The following is a 26855-nucleotide window of genomic DNA, read 5'->3' on the forward strand; positions in this document are numbered from 1 at the left end:
CTGGCAGATGGGCGTACGGCTAGATCACGGGACGTTCGACGACGGGCTCGTGCGTTTTGCGGAACAGCCTGCGGGTGCCGGGGTCCCAGAAGATCAGGTACAGGGCGAACAGGAGAGCCGTCAGCGCCGCGGCGATCCGTGCCAGGGCAAGGGCGAAGCCCAGATCCTGGGTCTGCAGGTAGGGGAAGACGTCCAGCTGGTCCGAAATGGCGTAGATCATGAAGAACGACACCACGAAGTACAGGGCCTTGACCTGCCAGTCGTTGCGGATCCCGGTCACGGCGAAGAGCGGGATCAGCCAGACGACATACCAGGACTGGATGATGGGGGCCAGCAGCACCACGGCGGCGAAACCGAGGGCCAGCCGGCGCATCAGCCGGTCGTAGTCCCCCTTGAGGATCTGCCAGGCGACGATGCCCACGGCAAGCAGCTTCCCGGCGTCGAACACCCAGCCCGCCGGCACCGACCCGTCCAGGCCGAACGCGTTGGCCAGCGATCCCACCACCATGCCGATCAGCCCCACCGGGGCATACCAGATGGAGATGCTGCCGGGAGCGGACAGCCCGTTGATCCAGCCGAAGCCGAATCCGTTGACCAGGCTCATCGCGGCCAGGAGCGCGAGGCTGATGCCGGCCGTCAACGCCCAGAAGGCAGCCTTCCGCAGCCAGCCAGCATTCTTCCCTGCCCAGAGGAGGCCGATGAACGGCAGGAAGACGATGGTGATGGGCTTGACGGCGATGGACAGGGTCACGATCACAATGCCGAGGATTTCCCGGCGGGTGGCGGAGTAGTACAGCCCCGCCAGGGCCAGCCCGATCATCAGGGAGTCGTTGTGCACGCTGGCGATGAAGTTGGTCAGGAAAAGCGGGTTCGCCACGGTCAGCCAGAGGGCACGGTGCGGGTTGACGCCGTGAAGTTCCGCGAGCCGGGGCACGTAGATGACGCACAGGACCACGCCGGCCACCGCCACCAGCCGGAACAGCATGACGCAGGCCTCCGGCTGGACGTTGGTGGCCCAGACGACAAATTGTTCAATCCACAGGAACAGCTGGCCGTAGGGAACCGGGGCTTCGGTCCACATCTTGTCCGCGCCGAGCTGGAAGTAGTTGGACAGGGCGGAGATGCCGTTTTCGTAGGGGTTGAAGCCCTCCACCATCAGCCGCCCCTGCCCGATATAGGCGTAGACGTCACGGCTGAAGAGCGGCACGCTGAACATCATGGGAAGCCCCCACGCCGCAAGCGCGGCCAGGGTGGCCCGCCGCGCCTGCGGTCCCCACACCCGGACCTTCTGGCCAAGGCGCAGCCAGGCGCGCACCAGCAGCATGCCCCCCACCGCCACCAGGACGATGGACAGGGCCACGCCGGGGGCTTCAGTGCGCATCCAGATAAACAGGGGCATGCGGCGCAGTTCCGATACCGGGGCCAGCCAGCCCACGCCGAAGGATCCGAACAGCATGAACACGGACCCCAGGAAACCGACAAGCAGTGGCGAGCGCGGATTGTCCACCTCGGCACTGCCCGTTCCAGCACTGCCGGCCGCCGCCATCTCCCCCGTTGCGGGCACAGGCGCCGTCATCTCAGGATTGTCCAATCTTCTTGCGTTTCCGCGGTTTGCCCGGCGCGCCGCACGGGCCGGCCAGGACATGGTTCAGGGCGGAAGGGCGACCCGCCGCGTACCCGAAATCCTAGCATCGGCAGGGGGTCCGGGAGTGTAACGGTAGGCTGGTCCGGTGCCTATATCTAACGAACGAATCGTCTGGATCGACTGCGAAATGACCGGTCTGGACATCAAGAACGACGCCCTCATCGAGGTGGCAGCCCTGGTCACCGATTCGGAACTGAACATCCTGGGTGACGGCGTTGACGTGGTCATCAAACCCGACGACGCCGCGGTTGCACAGATGTCCGACTTCGTCCGGGACATGCACACCAAGTCGGGGCTGCTGGCGGAACTTCCGCACGGCAAGACGATGGCAGAAGCCGAGGCCGCGGTAATGGAGTACATCTCCGCCTGGGTTCCGGATCCACGCAAGGCGCCGCTGGGCGGCAACTCGGTGGGCACGGACCGCGTGTTCCTGTCGCGGGACATGCCCGCCGTGGTGGAACATCTCCACTACCGGGTCATCGACGTCAGCACCATCAAGGAGTTGTCGCGCCGCTGGTACGCGCGTGCCTACTTCCAGTCACCGGCCAAAAAGGGTGGACACCGCGCACTCGGGGACATCAAGGATTCGATCGATGAACTGCGGTACTACCGCGAAGCCGTTTTCGTCCCCGCGCCCGGACCTGACAGCGCCACCGCCCAGAAGATCGCCCAGGGGATCACCACCGGCGGGTCCGCCGGGCAGTCCGGGGAGTAATCTGCGCCACGTTTCGGTGAAATTTGGCGAAAATCGCTAAAAGTGGACAAAGCACCCCTTCCGAACAGGTAAGCTATTTGAGTTGCGTTTCCAGGGAGCCGCTAAGGCGGATTTCACTTGAAGCACATGGTGGGCGTAGCTCAGTTGGCAGAGCGCCTGGTTGTGGTCCAGGAGGTCGCGGGTTCAACCCCCGTCGCTCACCCTCACGGGGCGGCACATGCAGCCGTCAACATGGGAGGCCGCACCGGATATCCGGTGCGGCCTCCTTTGTTGTGCCCCACCGGGGGTACGCGCAGGAAAACCGGGGACACCGCGAAAGCCGAGGGACAACTGATATGACCGTTCTGCCAATCACCATCTGGGGCGAGCCTGTCCTGCACCGGCGCGCGGCCGAGGTGGAGGTTTTCGACGACGAACTGCGCACCCTCATTGCCGACATGTTCGAAACCAACGAAGCCGCGCATGGCGTGGGCCTCGCCGCCCCGCAGATCGGCGTGGGCAAGAGAATCTTCGTTTACAAGTACGCCAACGACGATGGCGCTCCCCCAAGCGGTGTACTGGTGAATCCCGTGCTGACACTGTCCAAGGTCTCCGGCGCGGCGCCCGACCCCGACGAGGAGGAGGAGGGCTGTCTTTCCTTCCCCGGTGAGCAGTATCCGCTCAAGCGGGCCGAATGGGCCCGGGTGGAGGGGTTCGACGGCTTTGGAAACCCGGTGAAGTTTGAGGCAACGGGCTGGTTCGCCCGGGTAATCCAGCACGAATACGACCACCTGGACGGAAAGCTGTATGTCAACCGGCTGATTGACCGCTATTCCCGCAAAGCCAGGAAGCAGGCGAAGAAAAACGGGTGGGGCGTGCCGGGGTTGACGTGGATGCCCGGCGTGGACCCGGATCCGTTCGGCCACTGACAAGTTCGGCCACTCATCCCTTCCGGGCAGGTCCCCGTCAGCGGGCAGTGATGGTTTCCTGCCGGGGGCAGGAGCCGAGGACACGCTTCATGGCGTCCTTCTCGGCAGCCGTCACCCACAGGCCGTAGGCGGCCTTCACAGAGATCTGGCGGGCCACGTAATGGCAGCGCAGTGCGGTGTTCTTCGGCAGCCACGTGGCGGCGTCCGCTGCGCTCTTCTGCTGGTTGGCAGCGCCGTCCGCGGCAATCAGGTTCAGGGGGTCGTTGGCCAGGCTCTGGCGTTCCTTGGGCGCCAGGCCCTGGGCCCCCTTCTGCCAGGCATCCCCGAGCGCCACCACATGGTCGATCTGGACAGCCCGGCTGCTGTCTGAACCGCGCTGGAAGTCCACGTCCTGGCCTGTATAGGGTTCCCGGAAGTGACCGGCCGTTACCTTGCAGGTGGAGCCTTCGGCGAACATCACGCCGGCAAGGTCCCGTCGCAGGATGTCATTGCGGGTATCGCAGCCGTTCCTGTCGACATCCAGCCACGCCGGGCCGAAGGCCTCGCGGCTGTAGCCGGTGTTCGGTGCCCGGCCCTTCACGGCGAGGCCGTCGAGTGCAGAGAGGGCACTGCCCGCCGGTACAGGGTTTGGTTCCTGCACCGGTTTCATCCACGCGGCATCGAAGACCGGCGCCTCGGTCGGGCCCTCCGGCGCCGGCCCTGCGGCTGCAAACTGTCCTGCGGTGAAGAACCACGACAGGGCAGCGACGATGCATACTGTGGCCGTTGCCAGCAGCGCCCAGGCCTGCCGGGAACGGCGGCGTGCGCGGCGGTAGGCAGCCCAGTGGACGGTCAAGGCGTCGACGCCGGAAGGGGAAAGTCAGGCACCCCAAGAGCCTAGGACAAAGGGCACCCCAAGCCGGTGATATCCACACTGTTGAGGACGAGTGATGGCTCACACGGCCGGCGCGGCCGCCTTTGGGCTACTGCTCCCTGGTGACCCTTCGAAGGTCTTCCTCGGCAATGGCCAGCAGTCCCTCGAGCTGGCGCACGCGGTCCTGGCTGACATCCCCGGCCGCGTGTGCGGCGCGGGCGCGTTCAAGCAGCCGTACTGCTTCCTTGTGGTTCGCCTTGGCCACGTCCAGGGCGTGTTCGAGGGTGGTGTCGTGCTGAAGAGTCGATTCGTTGTCCATGCCACCAGTGTGGTCCCCTTTCCCGGCTGATTCCAGAGAACCAGCCGGGAATTCGCTGGACGTGGCGGACAGGGTCAGACCGCGATGGCGGCCAGGGCGGCGGCGCTTTCCTTGGCGGGGAACGACGGCGGGTTCACGCCGGCCATTTCCTCCATAACGCGCACCACCTGGCAGCTGTAGCCAAATTCGTTGTCGTACCAGACGTAGAGGACCAGGTTCTTGTCCGTGGAGACCGTAGCGAGTCCATCAACAATGCCGGCGCGGCGGGAGCCGACAAAGTCGGTGGAGACAACCTCGGGTGAGTCGATGTAGTCGATCTGCTTGCGGAGGTCCGAGTGCAGCGACATTTCACGGAGGTAGTTGTTGACCTCGTCCTTGGTGGTGCCGTTTTCAAGGCTGAGGTTCAGGATGGCCAGCGATACGTCCGGGGTGGGGACGCGGATGGAGCTGCCGGTCAGCTTTCCGAGCAGTTCGGGCAGGGCTTTGGCCACTGCCTTGGCGGCGCCGGTTTCGGTGATGACCATGTTCAGGGCTGCAGAGCGGCCGCGGCGGTCGCCCTTGTGGAAGTTGTCGATCAGGTTCTGGTCGTTGGTGAAGGAGTGGACGGTTTCCACGTGCCCGTGCACCACGCCGAACTTGTCGTTGATGGCCTTCAGCACGGGGGTGATGGCGTTGGTGGTGCAGGACGCCGCGGAGACGATCCGGTCCGAGTCGGTGATGTCCCGGTGGTTGATGCCGTGGACGATGTTCTTCAGCTCGCCCTTGCCCGGTGCGGTCAGGAGGACCCGCGCCACGCCCTTGCTCTGCAGGTGCTGGGAAAGTCCCTCGGCGTCGCGCCAGCGGCCGGTGTTATCCACCACCAGGGCATCCTTGATGCCGTAGGCGGTGTAATCGATGGTGGCGGGGTCGTTGGAGTAGATGACCTGGATCTGCACGCCGTTGGCGGTGATGGTGTTGGCGTCCTCGTCGATCCGGATGGTGCCCTCGAAGGACCCGTGGACGGAGTCGCGGCGCAGCAGGCTGGCGCGCTTGGAGAGGTCGTTGTCGGAGCCGCGGCGCACCACAATGGCGCGCAGGCGCAGTCCGTGGCCGCCACCGGCCTTTTCGATGAGGAGGCGGGCCAGGAGCCGGCCGATGCGGCCAAAGCCGTAGAGCACGACGTCGGTGCTGGTGCGGTCATCGCCGCCCCGCTTGCCAACGATTTCGGCGAGCTCAGCGCGGAGGAACTCCTCCAGGGTGGCGCCGTTGCCTTCTTCCTTGAACTTCTGGTTCAGGCGGGCGATGTCGATCGCGGCAGCGCCCAGCTCCAGTCCGGCCAGCGTGTTCAGCAGGGGCGCGGTGTCCTCGAGGAGCAGTTCGTCCTTGCTCATCCGGCGTGCAAAGCGGTGCGCCTTGAGGATGTTCATGGTGGACTTGTTGATCAGGCTCCGGCCGTGGATGCTGGTGACCACGTTGTTTTCGCGGTACAGCCTGCCGATCACCGGGATCATGGCCTCGGCGAGGGCCTCCCGGCCCATCCACGTATCAAGACAAGAATCAGACGTCTGGCTCACAGAAATACCTTCCTCGGTTCAGCCGTGTACGTCCTCGTACACAGATGTAGGCCACCTGATGATGTCCAGGGGCACCCGCGCCTGCAGGGATGGCCCCCAGGCGCCTGGATCGCGTGCAAAGAAAAACCGCCGGTTGCGAACGCAACTTTCGGCGGTAGAACTCCTGCGTCCGGGATCCATTCTAATTTGGCCCGCCGCCGGGAACACGCTTGCGCTGCGTGAAATCACTCACATGGCCGGGATGCCCCGCAGCCGTGGTGTTGCCGGACTCAGTTGTGGACGGCTGAGTAGAGGTTCAGGCTGGCGGAAAAGACAAGCCAGGAAAAGTACGGCAGCACCAGGAGGCCGGCGGCGGCGTCCACCGGCCCGAAGCGCAGGATCAGGAATACCAAGGTTCCGGCGAGTGCGCAGATAACCCCGAACGCAGCCCAAAGGGCGGCAGCTCCGAGCATTGGGTACAGGGCAAAAAAGGCCGCCGGCCACGCCGCGTTGAGCAGCAGCTGGACAATGTAGCCTGCACGGGTGCTCCCGGTCAGGCCGCCCTTGCGCCAGACCAGCCACGCGGCTGCCGCCACGCCGGTGTACAGCGCCATCCAGGTGCTCCGGAACATCCACGGCGGCGGCATCCACGGCGCCTTCACCGAACCGGCGTACCACCCGTTGGAATTCAGGATGATGGGAACCGAAGCGATGACCCACGCCGCGGCGGACAGCGCCAGGAACCCGCCAAGCGCAATGACCTGGGAACGGATGCCGGGGACGCCGGCCCGGGCGGCGGGACGGGGATCAGGAATAACGGGCACGGTCCAGCATCCCCAACGCATCGCCCTAGGTCAAACGCGGAATGTGGATGGGACAGCCGGTACGCCGGGTTCTGTTCTCCCCTGCCGTTACCGGAAAGGGAGCGACGGCCATCCATCTACGAGTACCGTTGCCGGCACCCTCCAGCGGCCTACCCGGACACTCGGGCGGGCAGCCCTCGAACGTGTCCTGTCTGGCCTTGCTCCGGGTGGGGTTTACCTAGCCTTCCCGGTCACCCGGGAAGCTGGTGGTCTCTTACACCACCGTTTCACCCTTACCTGCCCTTCCCGGCCAAAGCCGGCAATGCAGGCGGTCTGTTTTCTGTGGCACTGGCCTGCGGGTTACCCCGAGTGGGCGTTACCCACCACCCTGCCCTGCGGAGCCCGGACGTTCCTCGAGCCACTTGCGTGACGCGCGGCCGCCTGGCTGTCCCATCCGCCGTCCAGTCTACCGGCGCCGCCACCCGCTTTTGCGCCGGTAGGATCGGACGGTGCTGATTCTGCTTCCCCCTTCCGAAGGCAAGACACCCGCGCTCCGGGGACCCGCCGTCGACTGGTCCACGCTCGGCTTTCCGGAATTGAACCCCTACCGCGCCAAGGTCCTCGAAGCGCTGGGAACCGTCAGTGCCCACCAGGACGCCCTCGCCCTGCTGGGCGTGGGCGCATCACTGCGTGAGGACGTGGAACGCAATACGCGCCTGGGCGCCGAGCCGGCAGCGCCCGCACACAGCATCTATTCCGGCGTCCTGTACGACGCCCTTGGCTATCGGAGCCTGACACCGGCCCAGCGGCGCAAGGCGGAAGCGTCCGTCCTGGTGATCTCGGCCCTGTGGGGTGCCCTTCGCTTCGGCGACAGCGTCCCCGCCTACCGGCTCTCCATGGGCACGGCACTGCCCGACGTCGGCAGGCTGGCCCCGTTCTGGAAGACGCAGCTTGGCGAAACCCTGGGCAGCGCCGCCCGGGGGCACCTGGTGGTGGACTGCCGGTCCAGCACCTATGCAGCCGCCTGGGCACCGCCGCCGGAACAGACCGTGGCGGTCAACGTCTTCACCGAAACAGGTGGGGTCCGCAAAGTGGTGAGCCACTTCGCCAAGCACACCCGGGGGGAACTGGCGCGGCACCTGCTGGTACGGCGCGGTAAAGCCCCGGCGGCGCCATCGGACCTTTTGAAGGCTGCCCGCGAGAAGTGGGACGCAGAACTGGTGCCGGGCACGGCCCGCAGGCCGCACGCCCTGAACATCATCCTGCCGGGCTGATCCGGCCGGTCAGGACCACTCGTCCGAGCGGACCAGGATGGCGCCGGAGTCCGGGCAGAACACGATGTCGTCCGCGGCCGAAGCCTTGATCTCCGCGAGGTCGCCGGGGCTGAGCTTCATGCCGGAGGCTTCGGAGGTGCCGTGGAACAGCCGGGCCGCGCCCACTCCGCGCTTGGCAAGCGTCTTTTCATAAACCGCCAGCATGCCCGCCTCCAGGCCTGCAGCGAATGCGGCGCGCTGCGCGCGAAGCCCTGCCGCTTCCGTTTCCACCTCCGCGAGGGCCGCGTCAAGCTCGGCCCGGATGGTGGCAAAGGAGCCCTGGATGTCGTCGACAATCTGCTGCTGCGCCGCCTGCCGTTCCCGCAGGCTGTCCAGCCGCTCCATGACCTCCAGCTCCACGTCCTCAAGGTCGGAGCGCCGCTTGTTGAGCGAGGCGATGTCTTTTTGCAGTGCAACCAGGTCCTTGGAAAGGCCGGTGCCGCTGTTGAGCCTGGCCTCGTCGCGTTCGATCCGTGAAGCAACCTGTTCGACGTCGGCTTCCGCCCGCTTAAGCGCGGCCTCGGCATCGTGCACGGCCACCTTGGCTGCTCCCAGTTCACCGTTGGCGACAGAGAGCGCGGCTTCGAGGTCCTTGATGCGGGGATCGTCTTCCAGCGTGCGGCGGCGGTTGGTGAGGCCCTTCAGCCGGGCGTCCAGCCCCTGCAGTTCAAGCAACTTCAACTGTTCCGCCGGTGCTGCCTTGGCCACTGTTACCTCCGATAAATCCCTTCCGGCCGTGGCCGGGCACCGAACCGGCGCTTCCTAGACTCTAGCGCGTGGCCCCGCTTCCCTGCCTCGCGCTATCCCGGGCTGCTGCCTAGCCCGGCGTGAGGATGAAGTCCCAGGGGTCGCTGTTGGTGGTGCTGACCTGGATCTCCACCTTATGTCCCTGGTCAGCCAGGACGTTGCCCAGGGCGGCCGCGGCCGCAGGCAGCCAAAGCCATTCACTGGCGAAGTGCGACACGTCCACCAGGTACGGCCGTCCGTTGAGGGCGGCTTCGCGTGCCTCGGATGCCGGGTGGTGGCGAAGGTCCGCGGTGACGTAGACGTCGGCGTTGCTGGCGCGCACCTCATTGAACAGCGAATCGCCGGCACCGCCGCACACCGCGATGCGCCGCACCAGTCCGTCCTTGTCGCCGGAGACCCGCACTCCCCCGGCCACTGACGGAAGAATTCCAAACACCCGGGCCGCGAAGTCGCCCAGGCTCATGGCATCCGCCAGGTCGCCCACGCGGCCAATGCCTTCCTCCGGGAGCCCGTTGGCTGCGACCGTGAGCGGGGCGACGTCCTGGAGCCCCAGGGCGTCGGCCAGGACATCGGAAACGCCTCCGACGGCGGAGTCGCCATTGGTGTGCACGGTCAGCAGTGCCGTTCCCGACTCGATGAGCCGGTGGACTGCCCGGCCCTTCGCCGACGTGGCGGCGACCGACGTGACGCCCTTCAGCAGGAGGGGGTGGTGGGTGATGAGCAGTTCGGCTCCCCACTCAACGGCTTCCTCGATGACCTCCAGCGTGGGATCAACCGCAAACATCACCTTGGTGACGGCGGCGGACGGGTGGCCTGCCACGAGCCCTACCTCGTCCCAGTTTTCCGCCAGGGACTCCGGCCACAGTTCCTCAACTGCCAGGAGCAGTTCGGCCAAAGTGGGAGCGTCCGCGGAACCGGCCGGAGCCGGCGTGTCGGAGGAGGCTTCGCCGTCGTGATCTGCCTGGCCGGTAACGTCGGTGTCCACAGGTTCCATAGTCTTAGTTTTACCCCATCGGCTTGCGGCCGCCGCAGTTTGCGGCATGGCGCGGGGCCGGCAGGGAATGATCCCGGGCCGTCAACCATTGAAGAGGTCATGAAAACTTTTGTTCTTGGCGGAGGTTGCTTCTGGTGCCTTGACGCCGTCTACCAGAAGACACGGGGTGTCACCTCGGTGGTGTCCGGCTACACCGGCGGGCACGATCCCCATCCGGACTACTACTCGGTCTGCAGTGGAACCACTGGCCACGCGGAGGTGGTGGCGGTGACCTTCGACGAGGAGGTTATCCCCGCGGAAGTTGTCCTTGACATGTTCTTCGCCCTTCATGACCCCACCACGCTGAACCGGCAGGGATACGACGTGGGCACCCAGTACCGTTCCTCGATGTTCTACGAGACCACGGAGGAGAAGATCCTGTTCGAGGAAGCCATCGAACGCAACCAGGCGCTGTGGCCGCATCCCATTGTCACCGAGGTCAGCCGCCTGCCGCGGTTCCACGTGGCGGAGGAATTCCATCAGGATTACTACGCCAAACACCCGGAGCAGGGGTATTGCCAGGTGATCATCAACCCCAAGCTGGCCAAGGCCCGGAAATATTACTCTGCATGGCTTAACGCTTAGCCTCCGTTACGCGGCCTCGTTAGGCTGACCTCAGTATTCACCCCTTAGAGATAGGCGTATGTACATGGCACGGATCTATGACGATGTGACGCAACTGGTGGGCGGGACCCCACTGGTCCGGCTGAACCGGCTCAGCGAGGGGCTGGACGCCACCGTTGCCGTGAAGCTGGAGTTCTACAACCCGGCCAACAGCGTCAAGGACCGCATCGGCGTTGCCATCATCGACGCCGCGGAAAAATCGGGCGCCCTCAAGCCCGGCGGCACCATCGTCGAAGGCACCTCCGGCAACACGGGCATCGCCCTCGCCATGGTGGGTGCCGCCCGCGGGTACAAGGTCATCCTCACCATGCCTGAGACCATGTCCACCGAGCGCCGGGTCATGCTGCGCGCCTTCGGTGCCGAGATCGTCCTGACCCCGGGATCCGAGGGCATGCGCGGAGCCGTGGAAAAGGCCCAGGAAATCGTGGCCAACACCGAGAACTCCATTTGGGCCCAGCAGTTCGCCAACGAAGCCAACCCGGAGATCCACCGCAGGACCACCGCCGAGGAAGTATGGGAAGACACCGACGGAGGCGTGGACATCTTCGTGGCCGGCGTTGGCACCGGTGGAACCATCACCGGCGTCGGGCAGGTCCTGAAGGAACGCAAGCCCGGCGTACAGATCGTGGCGGTGGAACCCAAGGACTCCCCCATCCTGAACGGCGGCGCCCCCGGCCCGCACAAGATCCAGGGACTGGGCGCCAACTTCATCCCGGAGCTGCTGGACACCAACGTCTACGACGAGGTTATTGACGCGAACCTGGAGGACTCGGTCCGCGTTGCGCGCGAACTGGGCATCAAGGAAGGCATCCTGGGCGGCATCTCCTCCGGCGCCATCGTCTGGGCCGCGCTGGAACTGGCCAAGCGTCCGGAAAATGCCGGCAAGCTGATCGTGGCGGTCGTTTGCGACTTCGGTGAGCGTTACATCTCCACCGTGCTCTATGACGACATCCGCGGCTGATCAGCCCGCCGTCCGCCCGTTTCCTGTAGAAAGAACTTTGTGGGCTTTTTCGCAAGACTGAAGGAAGACCTCGACGCCGCCCGGTCCCACGACCCGGCGGCTCGAGGTTCTTTTGAGAACTTTTTCGCCTATTCCGGCCTGCACGCCATCTGGATCCACCGGCTGACGCACCGCATGTGGCAGAACCCGTCGCTTCGCTTCCCGGCGCGCCTGCTGTCCCAGCTGGGCCGGTCCTGGACCGGTATTGAGATCCATCCGGGTGCCACGATCGGACGTCGTTTCTTCATTGACCATGGCATGGGTGTGGTCATTGGCGAGACAGCCGAGATCGGCGAGGACGTGATGATCTATCACGGCGTCACGCTCGGTGGGCGCTCACTTGCCCGGATCAAACGCCACCCCACCATCGGTGACCGGGTCACCATCGGTGCCGGAGCCAAAATCCTGGGGCCCATCACCATCGGCCGGGACAGTGCCGTCGGCGCCAACGCCGTGGTGGTGAAGGATGCGCCGCCGGAATCGATCGTTACCGGTGTTCCGGCCAAATGGAGGCACCGGGACGCGCAGCGGGAAACCAAGCCCGCCGTCGATCCGGCCGAATACGACATCGAGTACCGGATCTAGAAGTACCAGGCACAGCAAAAGGCGGGCAGTTTCCCGGAGAACCGGGAAACTGCCCGCCTTTGTCATGCGCCGGCAGCTGCTAGTGGGTGTCCACCGCTTCAACTTCGGACTTGTCCTCGCCCCAGAGGGTGTGGAAGGTTCCCTCGGTGTCGATGCGGCCGTAGGTGTGTGCACCGAAGAGGTCGCGCTGGCCCTGGATCAGGGCGGCGGCCACGCGCTTGCGGCGCAGGCCGTCGTAGTACGCCAGCGATGAGGAGAACACCGGCACCGGGATGCCGAGCTGGACGGCGGTGGCAACAACGCGGCGCCACGCCGGCAGGGCGTCTGCAATGGCCTTGGTGAATGCCGGGGCGAACAGCAGGTTGGCCGGCTTCTGGTCCGCGGCGTAGGCCTTGGTGATGTCCTTGAGGAGCTCGGCGCGGATGATGCAGCCGGCGCGCCACAGGGAGGCGATCTCGTCCAGCTTCAGTTCCCAGCCGTATTCCTTGGCGGCCGAGGTCAGCATGTCCAGGCCCTGGGCGTAGGAGACCAGCTTGGAGGCGTAGAGCGCCTGGCGGACGTCCTCAACGAAGCTTTCCGGGATCTCGACGTCGGCCTCGTTGCCTGCCAGCAGTTCCTGGCCCAGCCTGCGCTGCCCGGCCTGGGAGGAGAGGGCGCGGGCGAAGACGGATTCGGCGATGCCGGACACCGGCGAGCCGAGTTCCAGGGCGGAAATGACGGTCCAGCGGCCCGTACCCTTCTGGCCGGCGGCGTCGACGACGACGTCAACGAACGGCTTGCCGGTCTTGGCGTCCACGTGGCCCAGGACCTCGGCGGAAATCTCGATCAGGAAGGATGAAAGCTCCCCCTTGTTCCATTCGGTGAAGATCTTGGCCTGTTCGGCGGGCTCGATGCCGGCACCGGAGCGGAGCAGGTCGAAGGCCTCGCCGATAACCTGCATGTCGGCGTATTCGATGCCGTTGTGGACCATCTTGACGAAGTGGCCGGCGCCGTCGGTGCCGATCCAGGCGCAGCAGGGCTCGCCGTCGACCTTCGCGGAAATCTTCTCCAGCAGCGGGCCGAGGGCCTTGTAGGACTCCTTGGAACCGCCGGGCATGATGGACGGGCCGTTCAGTGCACCCTCTTCGCCGCCGGACACACCGACGCCCACGAAGTGCAGGTCCTTCTTGGCCAGTGCGGCTTCCCGGCGGCGGGTGTCCTCGTAGTGGGAGTTGCCGGCGTCGATGATGATGTCGCCCGGCTCCAGGAGCGGCTCCAGCTGCTCAATGACGGAATCGACCGGCTTGCCGGCCTTGACCATGATGAGCACCCGGCGGGGCTTTTCCAGGGAATCAACAAGTTCCTGGAGGGTCTCGGTCCGGACGAAGTCGCCTTCGGAGCCGTGCTTCTCCAGCAGCGCGTCGGTCTTCTCCACCGACCTGTTGTGCAGGGCAACCGTGAACCCGTTGCGGGCCAGGTTGCGGGCCAGGTTGGCGCCCATGACGGCGAGGCCGGTGACACCGATGTGTGCTGCAGACATCAATAACTCCAATTCATTGTTTGCCCCGGTTGCCGGCTTCCGCAGGCGGGAAGACACCGGGGCAGATCAGGGGGTCGGAATAAAGCATATATATTCTCGCTGTGACGCGAAAGTAACAGCTGCGTAATGGAACCATTGTTTCGGTGCCGGTTCAGGTTGGCCACCCTGCGAACCACCGCGGCAGCGGGCGCACGCACAACCGGGCGTCGGCCAGCAACTAGGCTTAGCAGCATGACCAGCAGCCTCCACCACCGTGCCATCGACAACCTGGGCACACGGATTATCTCGGGGGATCTCCCGGCGGGCCACGTCATGCTGGCGGAGCAGTTGGAGGATGAACTGAAAGTGTCCCGCTCGGTGATCCGGGAAGCGGTGCGGGTCCTGCAGTCGCTGGGGCTGGTGGAAACCACCAAGCGGGTGGGCATCCGTGTGCTGCCGGCAAGCCGTTGGAATCCTTTCGATCCGCAGGTGATCCGGTGGCGGCTGGCAAGCGACGCACGCGGCGCGCAGCTCCGCTCCCTCGCCGAACTGCGCGCCGCGGTGGAACCCGCGGCCGCCGAACTGGCGGCACAGAATGCCCCTGCACCGCTGCGGATGGAGCTCGTGGACGTTGCCCGTGCAATGCGGGAGGCCGGCAACAACGGCGAAGTTGCACGCTTCCTGGAACTGGACATCCGGTTCCACTCCCTGCTGCTCTCCGGCTCGGGCAACGAGATGTTCGCCAACCTCATGGGCCAGGTGGCCGAGACCCTGACAGGCCGCACCGTTCATGGCCTGATGCCCGACCACCCGCACCAGGCCGCCCTCCAGTGGCACGAGGATGTGGCGCAAGCGATTGCCAGGGGCGATGCCGCGTCCGCGCGCGAAGCCTCTGACCGGATCATGCGGCGCACCATGTCCCAGATGGCCGACACCTGGACGGAACAGCCACGGGTGTTTATCCCCGTTCGACAGTAGCTTCGCTCCGGGGGCCGAAGCTGAGGAGGACTTTTCCGGATTCGGCGGAGTTGCGGGCCATGGTGAAGGCTTCCAGTGCGTTGTCCACGGGGTATTCGTGGGTGATGACGGGCTCGATGTGCAGGGTCCTGTCGGTGAGGGCGGCGATGACGTTATCGATCTCGTCGTTGAACCGGAAGGAGCCTTTGAGGTCGAGTTCGCGGGTGATGGCCAGGGAGATCAGTACCGGCTGCGGCCCGGTGGGCAGCAGGCCCACCATCACCACGGTGCCGCCGCGGGCCGCGCCCTGGATGGCGGAGGCCAGGCCGTGGTGGTTGCCGGAGGATTCAATCACGACGTCGGCCTCCACGGCGGCGATCGCCTCCGCATCGCCGGCGGTGATCACCTGGTCCGCTCCCACGGCTTGGGCGATTTCCAGTGGTGTGGGGTGCACGTCGACGGCGGTGATCCGGGCCGCACCGGCGCGTTTCAGGACGGCGACGGCGAGGGCCCCGATGGGCCCGGACCCGATCACGAGCGCCGATTTGCCGGCCACGTCCCCGGCCCGGGAGACGGCGTGCCAGGCCACGGCGGCCGGCTCGATCAACGCGGCGGTCCGCAGGCCAACACCGTTGGGCAGGGGCCGGAGCATCCGGGTGGGGAGGTTCACGTACCGGCTGAACGCCCCGTCCGTGTGCGGGAACCGCGCGGCACTGCCCAGGTAGGTGCAGCCCGGGGACAGGTTGGGCCGGTCCGCCGGGTAACGTGCGGCACCCGGGCCCGGGGTGGCCGGATGGACCGCCACCGCAGTGCCCGCGGCCGGGCCGGTCCCGTCAGCCGCGGCCCGGACCACCGTCCCGGAAATCTCATGGCCCAGCACCAGCGGCGCCCTCAGGATCGACTCCCCGGCCGCGCCGTGCAGCCAGTAGTGCAGGTCCGACCCGCAAATCCCGCCGAACGCCACCTCGACCACCGCCTCATCCGCGGCCGGAGCGGTAAGGGCCAGCTCGTCGATCCGCAGATCGTTGGCGGCGTGCGCCACCACGGCCGGGCCGGACACGGGGAGTGCTGTATACAGTGCCATCAGACCACCACCGTCATTCCGCCATCGATAAAAATAGTCTGCCCGTTCACGAAATCAGACCCGTCCGAGGCCAGCCACACGGCCGGCCCGGCCAGGTCCTGCACGGTCCCCCACCGGTTGGCCGGGGTCCGGCCCAGGATCCAGGAGTTGAACTGCTCATCATCCACCAGGTTCTGCGTCATCTCCGTATGGATATAGCCCGGCGCGATCCCGTTGATCTGCAACCCGGACCCGGCCCACTCCGCCGTCATCGCCCGGGTCAGGTTCCGCAGCCCGCCCTTCGCCGCAATGTACGGCGCGATCGTGGGGCGGGCCAGGTCCGTCTGCACCGAGCAGATGTTGATGATCTTCCCCCGCCCCCGCGGGATCATGTACCGCGCTGCTTCCCGGCCCACCAGGAACGCGCTGGTCAGGTCCGTGGAAATCACCCGTTCCCAATCCTTCACGTCCAAATCCAGCATCGGCACCCGGTGCTGGATCCCTGCATTGTTCACCAGGATCTCCAACGGCCCCACATGCTCCTCCACCCATGCCACCCCGCGCGCCGCCCCGGCGTCACTCGTCACGTCAAAAGCGACACTGTGAACCCGGCCCGGAGCGTAGTCGGCGGCCATCGCCGCCGCGGCATCCTTGAGCCGCTCCCCGTTGATACCGTTCAACACCACCGTTGCCCCGGCGTCGGCCAGTGCCCGCGCCAACGCGTTGCCAATCCCCCGGCTGGACCCCGTCACCAAGGCAACCCGGCCGGTCAAATCAAACAAAGAACTCATGGTGCAACTGTTCCTTCCGCCGCTCCCGCGGCTCCTTGACTGAGGTTGGAGACCACCTGCCGCACGACGGCAAGGTCCTGGTCGCCGTGGCCCTGGCGCCTTAGCTCCGCGTAGAGCTCGATGCCGGCCGCTGCCATTGGGGTTGCCACGCCCGCCGCCTCGGCGGCATCCAGCACAAACCCAAGGTCCTTGTGCATGAATTTGGCCGGGCCGGTGGGGGTGTAATCCTTGCTGACCAGGCGCGGGCCCACGATCTCCAGGACCCTGCTCGCGGCCAAGCCGCCGGACAGGACCTCGAACAGTGCCGCCGGATCCAGCCCGGAGCGTTCGGCAAGTTCGGCAGCCTCGGCAAGCGCCGCCGTCGTGGTCCCCACCACCAACTGGTTGCAGGCCTTGGCAAGTGAGCCCGCGCCCAGTGGGCCAAGGTGGCGCACTGTGGTACCCATGGTCCGCAGCAGGGGCTCAACGCGGCGGAAGGACTGTTCGTCGTCCGCGCCTGCCATGATGGCGAGGGTGCCGTCCGCCGCACCCTTGGTGCCTCCGCTCACGGGTGCATCCACGACCCGTGCGTTGCCGGAACTGAACTCCCGGACGCGCCGCCCGAATTCCTGTACGCCGGTGGGCGAAACGCTGCTCATGACCAGCAGGACGGTATTCGGTGCCGGCGGGTTCTGCTTCCAGCTCTCCAGCAGGTCATGTGCTGTTTCCTCTATGTGTGGCAGGTCAGGCAGCATGAACACGATGGCGGGGAGGTTCCGCATCTCCACGACCCGCTCAACGGCACACCCGCCGAGGTCCTGCAGCCGGGTGAGCGCTTCAGGCGACCGGTTCCAGCCGCTGACCTGCCAGCCCCCTGCGATGGCATTGGAAGCCATCAAATTACCCATATGCCCCAGGCCCACGAAGCCTGCCCGCTTGTCCTCCATGATCTGCCTCACATCGTCGCACTGGAATGAGTCGTTCAATATCCTAGTCACAATTCAGCATAATGAACTCCATAGTGCTTGGAATTACGTTTCCGCTGCTGTCCGGGTTGAGGCAGGTTTTATGGACCTCACTGGTGGGGGACCGATCCTTGAGGACCTTCCCGTGAACCTTGGGATCCCCAAATCCTCCACGTCCCAACCCGCTGCCCGGCGCTGCCATAGTGTCCATTCATGTGAACAACAACCACCATGACGGCCTGTGAACGGCGGTTTTCGTGGCCCTGATCCAACGTGAAGCAGCCGAACGGCGCATGACTTTTTGTTTCCAGCAGTTCACGGTATATTCATCCCAAGCCCTCCACCGCGGCATCCCCCAATAGCCGCGGTGGAGGGTTTTCCAATGCCGGAAAGTCAACGCCGGCGTGATGCCTTCGTATCCGGGCATTGATACGTCAAGCTGCGTCCGCTGCCGTTTCCCGTAGCCTCCAGCCTCCGCCGGTCCCGTCGCGCTGGAGGTACACGGTGGTCAGCGCTGACTTGCTGTTGTTGCCCAGCCGCACCTGCAGCTGCAGGACTTCGACGTCCACACCACTGTTGCCCTTCGGCATCCGCCGGCTGGTTTCCCACCAGTTGATGCGCTCGAACCACCTGACCGGTTCGGCACCAACCGCCCATTCCCTGCCCCGGCTCAGCACCGTCGTCGGTATTCCGTTGCTGTCTGTGTGCACCATGACATGTTCCATTCCTGCAACGTATGGCAAGGGTCCGACAATGACGGCAGGAGGGCGGGCAGCAAAAAACCCGCCGCCCGCCGGTAAGGCGGGGACAGCGGGTTTGTAGTTTGGTGGGTCCTACCGGGATCGAACCGATGACATCCACGGTGTAAACGTGGCGCTCTACCAGCTGAGCTAAAGACCCAAATCACGCGGTTTCCGGCCGGACTGCCGCAACCAACGAACATAAACTCTACCCGACAGGGGACCGGAAAGGCGAATCCGCGCACCGAACCGCCTGAGGTGTCCCTACAGGGCGGGGAGTTCGGCCGCGAGGTAGCCCAGCGCCTGGCTGACGCCGGCTTCAAGCTTGACGGTCGCCTTGTCATCACCCCGGGTGGCGCCCCGGTTGATGATCACCACCGGCTTGGATTCCTTGGCCGCATGCCGCACAAACCGAAGTCCGCTCATGACCGTCAGGGATGAACCGGCAACCACCAGCGCGGCTGCCCCGTCCACCATGGCGTACGAACGTTCCACCCGGTCCTTGGGCACATTTTCCCCAAAGTAGACGAAGTCCGGCTTCAGGGTACCGCCGCAGGCAGGACAGACCGGCACCACGAAGCTGCTGATGAGGGCCTGGTCCTCCACGGTGGCGTCAGCATCCGGCGCCATCTCCACCAACCCGGACGCCGCTGCCCGTTCCAGGAATCCGGGGTTGAGTTCCTCGAAAACACCGGCCAGGAGGCGCCGGGTGTAGGTCCGCCCGCAGTCGAGGCATATCACCTGGTCATACCGGCCGTGCAGATCGACGACGTTGGAGCTGCCGGCGTCCTGGTGCAGGCGGTCAACGTTCTGGGTAATGAGGCCCGTGAGGTAACCGCGGCGTTCCAGCTCCGCTGCTGAATAGTGGCCCACGTTCGGGTCCGCGTGCCGCATATGGGACCACCCGATGTGGTTCCGGGCCCAGTAGCGGCGCCGATTGGCCGCGTCCCGGACAAACTCCTGGTAGGTCATGGGCTGCCGCGGCGGCGAGTCCGGGCCACGGTAGTCCGGAATGCCGGAGTCGGTGCTCAGGCCCGCGCCCGTCAGCAGGGCGAACGGGGCACCGGCAAGCAGGTCGCGGATCCTGGCCAGCACCTCGAGGTCATCGGCTGACAGCGGAGCAGGGGCTACCGGCGGCATGCTGGCAAAGCCGGTAAGGCCCGTCCCCCGCCGATGTTCCGCCATGGTCGATCAGGCCTGTTTCAGATCCGCCAGGGCCGCGCGGTATTCGGCGAAGTCCCGGGCCTGTCCGCGGGGATTCACAACGCTGTAACGGATTCTGCCGTCAGCGTCGATGATGAAGGTGGCGCGCTTGGCCATGCCACTGACGTCGTCGAACACACCATAAGCACTGGCCACGGCCCCATGCGGCCAGAAGTCGGCAAGGAGGTCGAAGCTGTAGCCTTCCTGCGCCGCATAGGCCCGGAGGCTGAACTTGCTGTCCACGGACACTGCAAGGACCACCGCGTTCGAATCCTCGAATGTGGCCAGGTTGTCCCGTATCTCGCACAGTTCACCCGTGCAGATCCCCGAGAATGCAAACGGGTAGAAGACCAGGGCCACGTTCTGCCCCCGGAAGGATGACAGCGTCACGGGCTCGCCGTACTGGTTGGCAAGCTCGAAGTCGGGCGCTTCCGCGCCCAGTGCAGGAACAGCTGCGGAAGCGGCCTCAACCGCTGCCGTCATTTGTTCTTCCTGCTGACAAGGCGGGTTGCACTCCAGTCCTTCGAGACTCCCGCTGAGGTGGTGACGTGCAGGCCGGCGGTGGGTGCGGCTTCCTGGATGTCTGCTGGCGAGACGTAGCCGTCCCTGCCTGACTTGGGGGTGAGGACCCAGACAACACCGTTTTCGCTCAGGGTAGTGAGGGAATCCATCAGGCTGTCCACCAGGTCCCCGTCGCCGTCGCGCCACCACAGGATGACGGCGTCCGCCACCTCGTGGTCGTCCTCGTCCAGCAACTCGGAACCGGTGAGGTCCTCAATATCGTCACGCAAGTCGAAATCGACATCGTCGTCGTAACCGAACTCCTGAATCAGATCCCCGTTCTTGAAACCCAATTTTTCCGCCACATTTACCGAAGTGGCGGCGTCGGCCTCGCTCACGTGTTCCTCCAATACCTCATATATGCAGTGTGCATAGTGATTTCCATTACTCCCAAGCCAACACCCTTTGTGCCTGCGCTTCAAGCTGCCGCCCCCGGGACTGCGCATATTCTGCGTCACATCCGGCTGCAGCATCCCCGTCACAAGGGCTTTTTGTCACACAACCAGTATGACGAACGAAATACAACCGCAGCACCTGACCCGCGGCTACGCATCGCGTTGCTGTCAGGGCTAGAGTGGCTGGTGACAACTATGGCTGCGGGACGACAACCTTGTGACTCCGTGCAGACATAGGAGCGCTAGGAAGCTGCCCGGCACACATGCCCGGGCTGTTGTAACCGATACGTCGCACACGGCGTATGTACGCCGGGCAGTCACCCTGCCTGGCCTGAGTGCGCCGATTCATGCGCGCAAAGAGAGGTTGGACGTGGCTGCAGGAGAAGATACCTCCCATATCCTCAGCGGGTTGACTAACCAGCTGCCTGATCGTGATCCGGAAGAGACTGCCGAGTGGGTTGAGTCCCTGGATGCGTTGATCAGGGAACAGGGCACCGAGCGTGCCCAATACATCATGCGGAGCCTGCTGCAGCGCGCCGGCGCGCAGAGTGTCGGGGTGCCGATGGTGACCACCACCGATTACGTGAACACGATCCCGGTGGACCAGGAAGCCCAGTTCCCGGGCAACGAGGAGTACGAGCGCCGGTACCGGGCCTACATGCGGTGGAACGCCGCGGTCATGGTCCACCGGGCGCAGCGGCCCGATATCGGCGTCGGCGGGCACATCTCCACCTACGCCGGTGCCGCGACCCTGTACGAGGTCGGGTTCAACCACTTCTTCCGCGGCAAGGACCACCCCGGCGGCGGGGACCAGGTCTTCTTCCAGGGCCACGCCTCCCCCGGCATGTACGCCCGGGCGTTCATGGAAGGACGCCTCTCCGAGGAGGACCTGGACGGGTTCCGGCAGGAAAAGTCCCGCGAGGGCCATGCCCTGTCCTCCTATCCGCACCCGCGCCTGATGCCGCACTTCTGGGAATTCCCCACCGTGTCCATGGGCATCGGCCCGATGAACGCGATCTACCAGGCGCAGAACAACCGGTACCTGCACAACCGGGGCCTGAAAGACACCTCGGACCAGCAGGTCTGGGCGTTCCTGGGCGACGGCGAAATGGACGAACCCGAATCCCGCGGCCTGCTGCAGCTGGCGGCGAACGAAAACCTGGACAACCTGAACTTCGTGATCAACTGCAACCTCCAGCGCCTGGACGGGCCGGTGCGCGGCAACGGCAAGATCATGCAGGAACTCGAAGCGTTCTTCCGCGGCGCGGGCTGGAACGTGATCAAGGTCGTCTGGGGCCGGGAATGGGATGACCTGCTCACCCGCGACACCGACGGGTCGCTCGTGAAAATCATGAACGAAACCGTCGACGGGGACTACCAGACCTACAAAGCCGAATCCGGCGGGTTCGTCCGCGAACACTTCTTCGGCAAAACCCCGCAGACCAAAGACCTCGTCGCGGACCTCACCGACGACCAGATCTGGAACCTCAAACGCGGCGGCCACGACTACCGCAAGGTCTACGCAGCCTACAAAGCCGCCACCGAATTCAAGGGCAAACCCACCGTCATCCTCGCCCACACCGTCAAGGGCTACGGCCTGGGACCGCACTTCGAGGGCCGCAACGCGACCCACCAGATGAAGAAGCTGACCCTGGATGACCTGAAGAAGTTCCGCGACCACCTGCGGATCCCCGTCAGTGACGAACAGCTCGAGAAGGACTCGTACCGGCCGCCGTACTACCACCCCGGTAACGACGCCCCGGAAATCAAGTACATGATGGAGCGCCGCGCTGCCCTGGGCGGAGCCGTCCCGGAACGCCGGAATACCCACGCCGAGATTGTGCTGCCCGACGCGAAGTCCTACGAGGTGGCAAAGCGCGGTTCGGGCAAGCAGCAGGCCGCCACCACCATGGCCTTCGTCCGGCTCCTCAAGGACCTGATGCGGGATAAGAACTTCGGCAAGCACATCGCCCCGATCATCCCCGATGAAGCACGCACGTTCGGCATGGATGCGTTCTTCCCCACCGCGAAGATCTACAACCCCAAGGGCCAGAACTACCTCTCCGTGGACCGCGACCTGGTCCTGGCCTACAAGGAATCCCCCGCCGGGCAACTGATCCACCCCGGCATCAACGAAGCCGGCGCCGTGGCAGCCTTCACCGCCGCCGGGACCTCCTACGCCACCCACGGCGTGCCCCTGGTCCCGGTCTACGTGTTCTACTCCATGTTCGGCTTCCAGCGCACCGGCGACGCCTTCTGGGCCGCAGCAGACCAAATGACCCGCGGCTTCATCATCGGCGCCACCGCAGGCCGGACCACCCTCACCGGCGAAGGCCTCCAGCACGCCGACGGCCACTCCCCCCTGCTCGCCTCCACCAACCCCGCCGTGCTCACCTACGACCCCGCCTACGGCTACGAAATCGGCCACATCATCCGCTCCGGCCTCGAACGCATGTACGGGCCGGACTCAACGGACAAGAACGTCATGTACTACCTCACCGTGTACAACGAACCCATCGTCCAGCCCGCCGAACCCGAAAACCTCGACATCGAAGGCGTCATCAAGGGCATCTACCTGCTCGCACCGGCAAAGATCGACGGCCCCCGCACCCAGATCCTCGCCTCCGGCGTCTCCGTTCCCTGGGCCATCGAAGCCCAGCGCGTCCTGGCCGACGACTGGAACGTCTCCGCCGACGTCTGGTCCGTCACCTCCTGGAACGAACTGCGCCGCGACGGCCTCGCCGCCGAAGAAGAAGCCTTCCTCAACCCCGGCCAACCCGCCCGCACCCCGTTCGTCACCCAGCAACTCGAAGGCGCCACCGGCCCCATCGTCGCCGTCTCCGACTACATGAAAGCCGTCCCCGACCAGATCCGGCAGTTCGTCCCCAACGAATTCGCCACCCTCGGCGCCGACGGCTTCGGCTTCTCCGACACCCGCGCAGCAGCGCGCCGCTACTTCAAGAACGACACCCACTCCATCGTGGTGCGTGCCCTTGAAATGCTGGCGCGCCGTGGCGAGGTGGATGTTGACGCCCCGGTCAAGGCCATCGAGAAGTACAAGCTGCTCAACGTGAATGCCGGCACCACCGGCAATGCCGGAGGCGAAGCCTAGCCTTCCGGCTGGACAGCGTATCCAGCAGCATCACGACGACGGCGGCCCCACTCACCAAGGTGGGGGCCGCCGTCGTCGTGTCTGTAGTGTGCGGCACCGGACGGGGCCGGACGTCTTGTGATCCGTGACAAGGCGGATTGTAGCCTTCGCACAAATGGAGCTTGCGCGACGGTGGCCGTATGCTCAAAGAATGCCAGCACCAGCCAGCCCGTCCTCCAAGCGGAAACCGACCCCGCCGAAGGTCACGCCGGAGAAGTCCGAAACCCTCAAGCAGCTCCGCGCCAACGTCGGCCAGCTCTCCACCAGCACCATGCGCAAGCTGGAGCAGTCGCTCCCCTGGTACAGCCGGCTCAGTGCGGATGAGCGGTCGGCACTGGGAATGGTGGCACAGAACGGCATCGCCGCTTTCGTGACATGGTACGAGCGGCCGAGCTCGCCGTCGTGGATCCTCACGGATGTCTTTGGGACAGCCCCCACGGAACTCACGCGTTCGATCAGCCTGCAGAAGGCGTTGCAGCTGATCAGGATCGTGGTGGAGGTGGTGGAGGACCAGGTTCCGGTCATCGCGCCGGAAGCCGACCAGCCGTCCCTGCGCGAAGCAGTCCTGCGCTATTCGCGGGAGGTGGCCTTCGCCGCCGCCGACGTGTACGCCCGCGCTGCCGAATCCCGCGGCTCCTGGGATACCCGGTTGGAAGCCCTGATCGTGGATGCGATCCTGCGTGGCGAAAACACGGACGCCCTGCGCTCACGCATCGCAGCGCTTGGCTGGAAGGCGCAGGAGAGGTTCACCGTGATGGTGGGCAATTCGCCCTCCGAACCCAGCGCCAGCTACGTCAGCGAGTTGCGGCGGATGGCCGGGCGCTATGCCGAGGACGCGCTGGTGGGCATCCAGGGCGACCGGCTGATCCTCATCCTTGGCGGCGTGCAGGACCGCGAAACAGCCTATGTGAAGCTCAGCGACATGTTCGCCCCCGGACCCGTGGTTTACGGGCCCGAGGCCAGCTCGCTGCTGGAAGCCAGCGGTTCCGCGCAGTCGGCCTTTGCGGGGCTGACCGCCGCGCGCGCCTGGCCCTCCGCTCCGCGGCCGGTAGCCGCGGACGACCTTCTGCCCGAACGCGTTATTTCCGGCGATGATGCGGCGCGCCGCTCGCTGGTGAAGAACATTTACCGTCCCCTCCTGGCGGCGTCCAACGGCCTGGTGGAAACGCTGGGAACGTACCTGGAACTGGGCCACTCGCTGGAGGCGACAGCCCGGGAACTCTTCGTCCACGCCAATACTGTTCGGTACCGGCTGAAGCGCGTCTGCGACGTCACAGGCTGGGATCCGTTGCTGCCGCGGGAGGCGTTCGTCCTGCAGGCCGCGCTGGTGGTGGGCCGGCTGTCGGCCCCGCCCAAGGCCGCCACGGAGCGGCAACCATCCCGTAACCAGTCGTGAGGCATTGTAGACTTCCTACAACCTGACCCCGTGAGCTTGGTGCGGTGAAACACCGCTGGATCACACAGTAATTTGGAAAGCTGGTTACGTGCTTGCAATAGTCTGCCCTGGACAGGGCTCACAGACCCCGGGTTTTCTGGCCCCCTGGCTGGAACTTCCCTCGGTGGCAGGCCAGCTGGCCTCCCTGAGTGACATCGCAGGCATTGACCTGATAGCCCACGGGACCACCTCCGACGAGGAAACCATCAAGGACACTGCGGTTGCGCAGCCCCTGATCGTTGCCGCGGGGCTGGTCACCGCCGCCTCCCTCTTCGATGTCGAACTCAACTCCCTTCCGGTGATCCTCGCGGGCCACTCCGTGGGTGAAATCACCGCCTCCGCCCTGGCTGGAGTGCTGACGGAGCAGGAAGCCATGACCTTCGTCCGCGAACGCGCCAACAGCATGGCCGCCGCGGCAGCCGTCACCCCCACAGGCATGAGCGCCGTCGTAGGCGGTGACCCGGCCGAGGTGCTGGCAGCCATCGAGGCGGCCGGCGCCGCCCCCGCCAACGTCAACGGGGCAGGCCAGACAGTGGCGGCCGGAACCTTTGAACAGCTGAAGGCCCTGGCCGAGAACCCGCCCGCCAAGGCCCGCGTCATCCCGCTCAAGGTGGCCGGCGCCTTCCACACCAGCCATATGTCGCCCGCTGTCAGCGCGCTTGAGAAACTGAAGCCGCAGCTGAACCCGGTGGCGCCCAAGGTGCCGCTGCTGTCGAATTTCGACGGCGGTGAAGTCACGGACGGTGATGCCGCCGTCGAAAGCCTGATTGCCCAGGTGTCCCGCCCGGTCCGGTGGGACCTCTGCATGGAGAGCATGGTCAACCGCGGTGTGACCGGCGTGATCGAACTCGCCCCTGCCGGCACGCTGGCCGGACTGGCCAAGCGCGGCATGCCCGGCGTCAAGACCGTTGCGGTGAAGACTCCTGATGACCTCTCCGCGGCCCTGGCGCTCTTTGCAGAACTGGAGGGCAACGCATGAGCGTTCCCACGCTGAAACAGGTTCCCATCCACGAGCACAGCCGCATCCTTGGCCTGGGGGCCTACCGGCCGGACGTCATCGTCACCAACGAGGACGTGTGCCAGTGGATTGATTCCTCGGACGAGTGGATCCGCCAGCGCACCGGCATCGTCACCCGCCACCGCGCGGCTGCCCACGTCAGCGTGATCGACATGGCAGAGGGCGCTGCCCGCGAAGCCATGGAGAAGGCCGGTATTGACGCCTCGGAGCTCGGGGCCGTCATTGTTTCCACCGTGACACACCCCTACGCGACGCCTTCCGCCGCAGCCAGCCTGGCCGACAGGATCGGCGCCACGCCCGCACCTGCCTTTGATATTTCCGCCGCTTGCGCCGGCTACTGCTACGGGATTGCCCAGGCCGACGCCCTGGTCCGCTCCGGTACCGCAAAGTATGTCCTGGTGGTGGGGGCTGAAAAGCTTTCCGACGTCATCGACAACCGGGAACGCACCATCTCCTTCCTGCTCGGTGATGGTGCCGGCGCCGTCGTGATCGGCCCCTCCGACACACCGGGCATCGCCCCCTCGGTATGGGGCTCAGACGGCAGCAAGTGGGACGCCATTGGCATGACCCGCTCCCTGCTTGACGTCCGCGACCTCGGCCTCGCCGCCCGGCAGTCCGACTCCACGGGCGACCTCGCCCTCCTGGAGGAAGCCCAGGAGCTCTATCCCACCCTCCGCCAGGACGGCCAGACGGTGTTCCGCTGGGCAGTGTGGGAAATGGCCAAGGTGGCCCAGCAGGCACTCGATGCTGCCGGCATCCAGGCTGAAGACCTGGTTGCCTTCATCCCCCACCAGGCCAACATGCGCATCATCGACGAGATGGTGAAGAAGCTGAAGCTGCCCGAGACGGTTACAGTGGCACGGGACATTGCCGAGGCCGGCAACACGTCCGCTGCCTCGATCCCGCTGGCAACGCACCGGCTCCTGCAGGAGAACCCCGGACTGAGCGGCGGGCTGGCCCTGCAGATCGGTTTCGGTGCCGGGCTGGTCTTCGGCGCACAGGTAGTTGTCCTTCCCTAGATA

Annotated in this window: 26 protein-coding genes, 2 tRNA genes and 1 other RNA gene; 12 read left to right on the plus strand and 17 right to left on the minus strand. The window is 65.5% G+C overall.

Features of this window, described 5'->3' with window-relative positions:
* Positions 1 to 19: 19 nt before the first annotated feature.
* Complete coding sequence (gene mptB / locus LDO86_RS11575) at positions 20 to 1576, minus strand: polyprenol phosphomannose-dependent alpha 1,6 mannosyltransferase MptB (RefSeq protein ID WP_018769502.1); 1557 nt, start codon at positions 1574 to 1576, stop codon at positions 20 to 22.
* Between the two features lie 196 nt (positions 1577 to 1772).
* Here mptB and orn point away from each other — a divergent pair, with 196 nt between their 5' ends.
* From orn to def, 3 genes are all read left to right on the plus strand, one after another.
* The gene (orn, locus tag LDO86_RS11580) at positions 1773 to 2360 is read left to right on the plus strand and encodes an oligoribonuclease (protein ID WP_018769503.1); all 588 of its coding nucleotides are present in this window, start codon (positions 1773 to 1775) and stop codon (positions 2358 to 2360) included.
* Positions 2361 to 2489: 129 nt separating this feature from the next.
* A tRNA-His gene (locus LDO86_RS11585) sits at positions 2490 to 2562 on the plus strand.
* Positions 2563 to 2695: 133 nt separating this feature from the next.
* Entirely contained in the window at positions 2696 to 3268 is a 573-nt protein-coding gene (gene def, locus LDO86_RS11590) for a peptide deformylase (RefSeq protein WP_018769504.1), read from the plus strand.
* Between the two features lie 37 nt (positions 3269 to 3305).
* Here def and LDO86_RS11595 read toward each other — a convergent pair whose 3' ends face one another.
* From LDO86_RS11595 to rnpB, 5 genes are all read right to left on the minus strand, one after another.
* Positions 3306 to 4103 (minus strand): HNH endonuclease family protein, encoded by a 798-nt coding sequence (locus LDO86_RS11595; RefSeq protein ID WP_018769505.1) that lies wholly within the window; start codon positions 4101 to 4103, stop codon positions 3306 to 3308.
* Between the two features lie 127 nt (positions 4104 to 4230).
* Entirely contained in the window at positions 4231 to 4440 is a 210-nt protein-coding gene (locus tag LDO86_RS11600; RefSeq protein WP_018769506.1) for a hypothetical protein, read from the minus strand.
* A gap of 74 nt (positions 4441 to 4514) precedes the next feature.
* Positions 4515 to 5957, minus strand: a complete 1443-nt coding sequence (locus LDO86_RS11605; protein WP_018769507.1) for a glyceraldehyde-3-phosphate dehydrogenase — start codon at positions 5955 to 5957, stop codon at positions 4515 to 4517.
* Positions 5958 to 6262: 305 nt separating this feature from the next.
* Positions 6263 to 6796, minus strand: coding sequence for a TspO/MBR family protein (locus LDO86_RS11610; protein WP_018769508.1), 534 nt, complete (start codon positions 6794 to 6796; stop codon positions 6263 to 6265).
* 44 nt (positions 6797 to 6840) lie between these two features.
* Positions 6841 to 7228: RNase P RNA component class A (gene rnpB / locus LDO86_RS11615), an RNA gene on the minus strand.
* Positions 7229 to 7284: 56 nt separating this feature from the next.
* Here rnpB and LDO86_RS11620 point away from each other — a divergent pair.
* Positions 7285 to 8049: a peroxide stress protein YaaA gene (locus LDO86_RS11620; protein WP_018769509.1), complete on the plus strand. Its 765-nt coding sequence runs from the start codon at positions 7285 to 7287 to the stop codon at positions 8047 to 8049.
* Positions 8050 to 8058: 9 nt separating this feature from the next.
* Here LDO86_RS11620 and LDO86_RS11625 read toward each other — a convergent pair whose 3' ends face one another.
* Positions 8059 to 8796, minus strand: a complete 738-nt coding sequence (locus LDO86_RS11625) for a C4-type zinc ribbon domain-containing protein (protein WP_018769510.1) — start codon at positions 8794 to 8796, stop codon at positions 8059 to 8061.
* 109 nt (positions 8797 to 8905) lie between these two features.
* Positions 8906 to 9829 (minus strand): Nif3-like dinuclear metal center hexameric protein, encoded by a 924-nt coding sequence (locus tag LDO86_RS11630; protein WP_026265805.1) that lies wholly within the window; start codon positions 9827 to 9829, stop codon positions 8906 to 8908.
* A gap of 99 nt (positions 9830 to 9928) precedes the next feature.
* Between LDO86_RS11630 and msrA the strand changes: the two genes are divergently transcribed.
* The 3 genes from msrA (at position 9929) to epsC (ending at position 12077) form a co-directional block, all read left to right on the plus strand.
* Entirely contained in the window at positions 9929 to 10453 is a 525-nt protein-coding gene (msrA, locus tag LDO86_RS11635) for a peptide-methionine (S)-S-oxide reductase MsrA (protein ID WP_018769512.1), read from the plus strand.
* A 64-nt stretch (positions 10454 to 10517) separates the two neighbouring features.
* Positions 10518 to 11453, plus strand: coding sequence for a cysteine synthase A (cysK, locus tag LDO86_RS11640; RefSeq protein WP_026265806.1), 936 nt, complete (start codon positions 10518 to 10520; stop codon positions 11451 to 11453).
* A gap of 39 nt (positions 11454 to 11492) precedes the next feature.
* Entirely contained in the window at positions 11493 to 12077 is a 585-nt protein-coding gene (gene epsC / locus LDO86_RS11645; RefSeq protein WP_018769514.1) for a serine O-acetyltransferase EpsC, read from the plus strand.
* A gap of 79 nt (positions 12078 to 12156) precedes the next feature.
* Here epsC and gndA read toward each other — a convergent pair whose 3' ends face one another.
* Positions 12157 to 13596, minus strand: coding sequence for an NADP-dependent phosphogluconate dehydrogenase (gndA, locus tag LDO86_RS11650; RefSeq protein WP_018769515.1), 1440 nt, complete (start codon positions 13594 to 13596; stop codon positions 12157 to 12159).
* Between the two features lie 231 nt (positions 13597 to 13827).
* On the opposite strand from gndA, the gene LDO86_RS11655 reads away from it, so the two are divergent.
* Entirely contained in the window at positions 13828 to 14553 is a 726-nt protein-coding gene (locus LDO86_RS11655) for an FCD domain-containing protein (RefSeq protein ID WP_018769516.1), read from the plus strand.
* On the opposite strand, the gene LDO86_RS11660 is transcribed toward LDO86_RS11655, so the two are convergent.
* The 8 genes from LDO86_RS11660 to LDO86_RS11695 form a co-directional block, all read right to left on the minus strand.
* Positions 14534 to 15616 carry an L-idonate 5-dehydrogenase gene (locus LDO86_RS11660; protein ID WP_018769517.1) on the minus strand — a complete coding sequence of 361 codons (1083 nt, stop codon included), beginning with the start codon at positions 15614 to 15616 and terminating at the stop codon, positions 14534 to 14536. The two genes, LDO86_RS11655 and LDO86_RS11660, sit on opposite strands and share 20 nt — an antisense overlap.
* Complete coding sequence (locus LDO86_RS11665; protein ID WP_018769518.1) at positions 15616 to 16386, minus strand: SDR family oxidoreductase; 771 nt, start codon at positions 16384 to 16386, stop codon at positions 15616 to 15618. The genes LDO86_RS11660 and LDO86_RS11665 overlap by 1 nt, the downstream gene beginning before the upstream one ends.
* Positions 16383 to 17312, minus strand: a complete 930-nt coding sequence (locus LDO86_RS11670; protein ID WP_043424978.1) for an NAD(P)-dependent oxidoreductase — start codon at positions 17310 to 17312, stop codon at positions 16383 to 16385. Before LDO86_RS11670 ends, LDO86_RS11665 begins: the two co-directional genes overlap by 4 nt.
* 452 nt (positions 17313 to 17764) lie before the next feature.
* Positions 17765 to 18043 carry a hypothetical protein gene (locus LDO86_RS11675; protein WP_018769520.1) on the minus strand — a complete coding sequence of 93 codons (279 nt, stop codon included), beginning with the start codon at positions 18041 to 18043 and terminating at the stop codon, positions 17765 to 17767.
* 111 nt (positions 18044 to 18154) lie between these two features.
* Positions 18155 to 18230, minus strand: a tRNA-Val gene (locus LDO86_RS11680).
* 104 nt (positions 18231 to 18334) lie between these two features.
* Positions 18335 to 19255 (minus strand): NAD-dependent protein deacetylase, encoded by a 921-nt coding sequence (locus tag LDO86_RS11685; RefSeq protein ID WP_018769521.1) that lies wholly within the window; start codon positions 19253 to 19255, stop codon positions 18335 to 18337.
* Between the two features lie 6 nt (positions 19256 to 19261).
* Positions 19262 to 19756 carry a peroxiredoxin gene (locus LDO86_RS11690; RefSeq protein WP_018769522.1) on the minus strand — a complete coding sequence of 165 codons (495 nt, stop codon included), beginning with the start codon at positions 19754 to 19756 and terminating at the stop codon, positions 19262 to 19264.
* Positions 19753 to 20172: a DUF3052 domain-containing protein gene (locus tag LDO86_RS11695; protein ID WP_026265808.1), complete on the minus strand. Its 420-nt coding sequence runs from the start codon at positions 20170 to 20172 to the stop codon at positions 19753 to 19755. Before LDO86_RS11695 ends, LDO86_RS11690 begins: the two co-directional genes overlap by 4 nt.
* 427 nt (positions 20173 to 20599) lie before the next feature.
* Here LDO86_RS11695 and aceE point away from each other — a divergent pair, with 427 nt between their 5' ends.
* The 4 genes from aceE (at position 20600) to LDO86_RS11715 (ending at position 26852) form a co-directional block, all read left to right on the plus strand.
* Positions 20600 to 23341, plus strand: coding sequence for a pyruvate dehydrogenase (acetyl-transferring), homodimeric type (gene aceE, locus LDO86_RS11700; RefSeq protein ID WP_223991926.1), 2742 nt, complete (start codon positions 20600 to 20602; stop codon positions 23339 to 23341).
* Between the two features lie 190 nt (positions 23342 to 23531).
* Positions 23532 to 24776 carry a helix-turn-helix domain-containing protein gene (locus LDO86_RS11705; RefSeq protein ID WP_018768270.1) on the plus strand — a complete coding sequence of 415 codons (1245 nt, stop codon included), beginning with the start codon at positions 23532 to 23534 and terminating at the stop codon, positions 24774 to 24776.
* Between the two features lie 88 nt (positions 24777 to 24864).
* Positions 24865 to 25794: an ACP S-malonyltransferase gene (locus LDO86_RS11710; RefSeq protein WP_026265611.1), complete on the plus strand. Its 930-nt coding sequence runs from the start codon at positions 24865 to 24867 to the stop codon at positions 25792 to 25794.
* On the plus strand, positions 25791 to 26852 hold the full coding sequence (locus LDO86_RS11715; protein ID WP_018768272.1) for a beta-ketoacyl-ACP synthase III: 1062 nt from the start codon (positions 25791 to 25793) through the stop codon (positions 26850 to 26852). The genes LDO86_RS11710 and LDO86_RS11715 overlap by 4 nt, the downstream gene beginning before the upstream one ends.
* The last annotated feature ends 3 nt before the right edge of the window (positions 26853 to 26855 follow it).

Source organism: Arthrobacter sp. StoSoilB19 (assembly GCF_019977275.1).
GTDB lineage: Bacteria > Actinomycetota > Actinomycetes > Actinomycetales > Micrococcaceae > Arthrobacter.

What these genes read in the sequence shown, in the direction of transcription:
- mptB (WP_018769502.1), bottom strand. Translation starts at nt 1,576, where the DNA reads ATGACGGCGCCTGTGCCCGCAACGGGGGAGATGGCGGCGGCCGGCAGT.
- orn (WP_018769503.1), top strand. Translation starts at nt 1,773, where the DNA reads ATGACCGGTCTGGACATCAAGAACGACGCCCTCATCGAGGTGGCAGCC.
- def (WP_018769504.1), top strand. Translation starts at nt 2,696, where the DNA reads ATGACCGTTCTGCCAATCACCATCTGGGGCGAGCCTGTCCTGCACCGG.
- LDO86_RS11600 (WP_018769506.1), bottom strand. Translation starts at nt 4,440, where the DNA reads ATGGACAACGAATCGACTCTTCAGCACGACACCACCCTCGAACACGCC.
- LDO86_RS11605 (WP_018769507.1), bottom strand. Translation starts at nt 5,957, where the DNA reads ATGGGCCGGGAGGCCCTCGCCGAGGCCATGATCCCGGTGATCGGCAGG.
- LDO86_RS11630 (WP_026265805.1), bottom strand. Translation starts at nt 9,829, where the DNA reads ATGGAACCTGTGGACACCGACGTTACCGGCCAGGCAGATCACGACGGC.
- msrA (WP_018769512.1), top strand. Translation starts at nt 9,929, where the DNA reads ATGAAAACTTTTGTTCTTGGCGGAGGTTGCTTCTGGTGCCTTGACGCC.
- cysK (WP_026265806.1), top strand. Translation starts at nt 10,518, where the DNA reads ATGGCACGGATCTATGACGATGTGACGCAACTGGTGGGCGGGACCCCA.
- gndA (WP_018769515.1), bottom strand. Translation starts at nt 13,596, where the DNA reads ATGTCTGCAGCACACATCGGTGTCACCGGCCTCGCCGTCATGGGCGCC.
- LDO86_RS11655 (WP_018769516.1), top strand. Translation starts at nt 13,828, where the DNA reads ATGACCAGCAGCCTCCACCACCGTGCCATCGACAACCTGGGCACACGG.
- LDO86_RS11660 (WP_018769517.1), bottom strand. Translation starts at nt 15,616, where the DNA reads ATGGCACTGTATACAGCACTCCCCGTGTCCGGCCCGGCCGTGGTGGCG.
- LDO86_RS11665 (WP_018769518.1), bottom strand. Translation starts at nt 16,386, where the DNA reads ATGAGTTCTTTGTTTGATTTGACCGGCCGGGTTGCCTTGGTGACGGGG.
- LDO86_RS11670 (WP_043424978.1), bottom strand. Translation starts at nt 17,312, where the DNA reads ATGGAGGACAAGCGGGCAGGCTTCGTGGGCCTGGGGCATATGGGTAAT.
- LDO86_RS11675 (WP_018769520.1), bottom strand. Translation starts at nt 18,043, where the DNA reads ATGGTGCACACAGACAGCAACGGAATACCGACGACGGTGCTGAGCCGG.
- LDO86_RS11685 (WP_018769521.1), bottom strand. Translation starts at nt 19,255, where the DNA reads ATGGCGGAACATCGGCGGGGGACGGGCCTTACCGGCTTTGCCAGCATG.
- LDO86_RS11690 (WP_018769522.1), bottom strand. Translation starts at nt 19,756, where the DNA reads ATGACGGCAGCGGTTGAGGCCGCTTCCGCAGCTGTTCCTGCACTGGGC.
- LDO86_RS11705 (WP_018768270.1), top strand. Translation starts at nt 23,532, where the DNA reads ATGCCAGCACCAGCCAGCCCGTCCTCCAAGCGGAAACCGACCCCGCCG.
- LDO86_RS11715 (WP_018768272.1), top strand. Translation starts at nt 25,791, where the DNA reads ATGAGCGTTCCCACGCTGAAACAGGTTCCCATCCACGAGCACAGCCGC.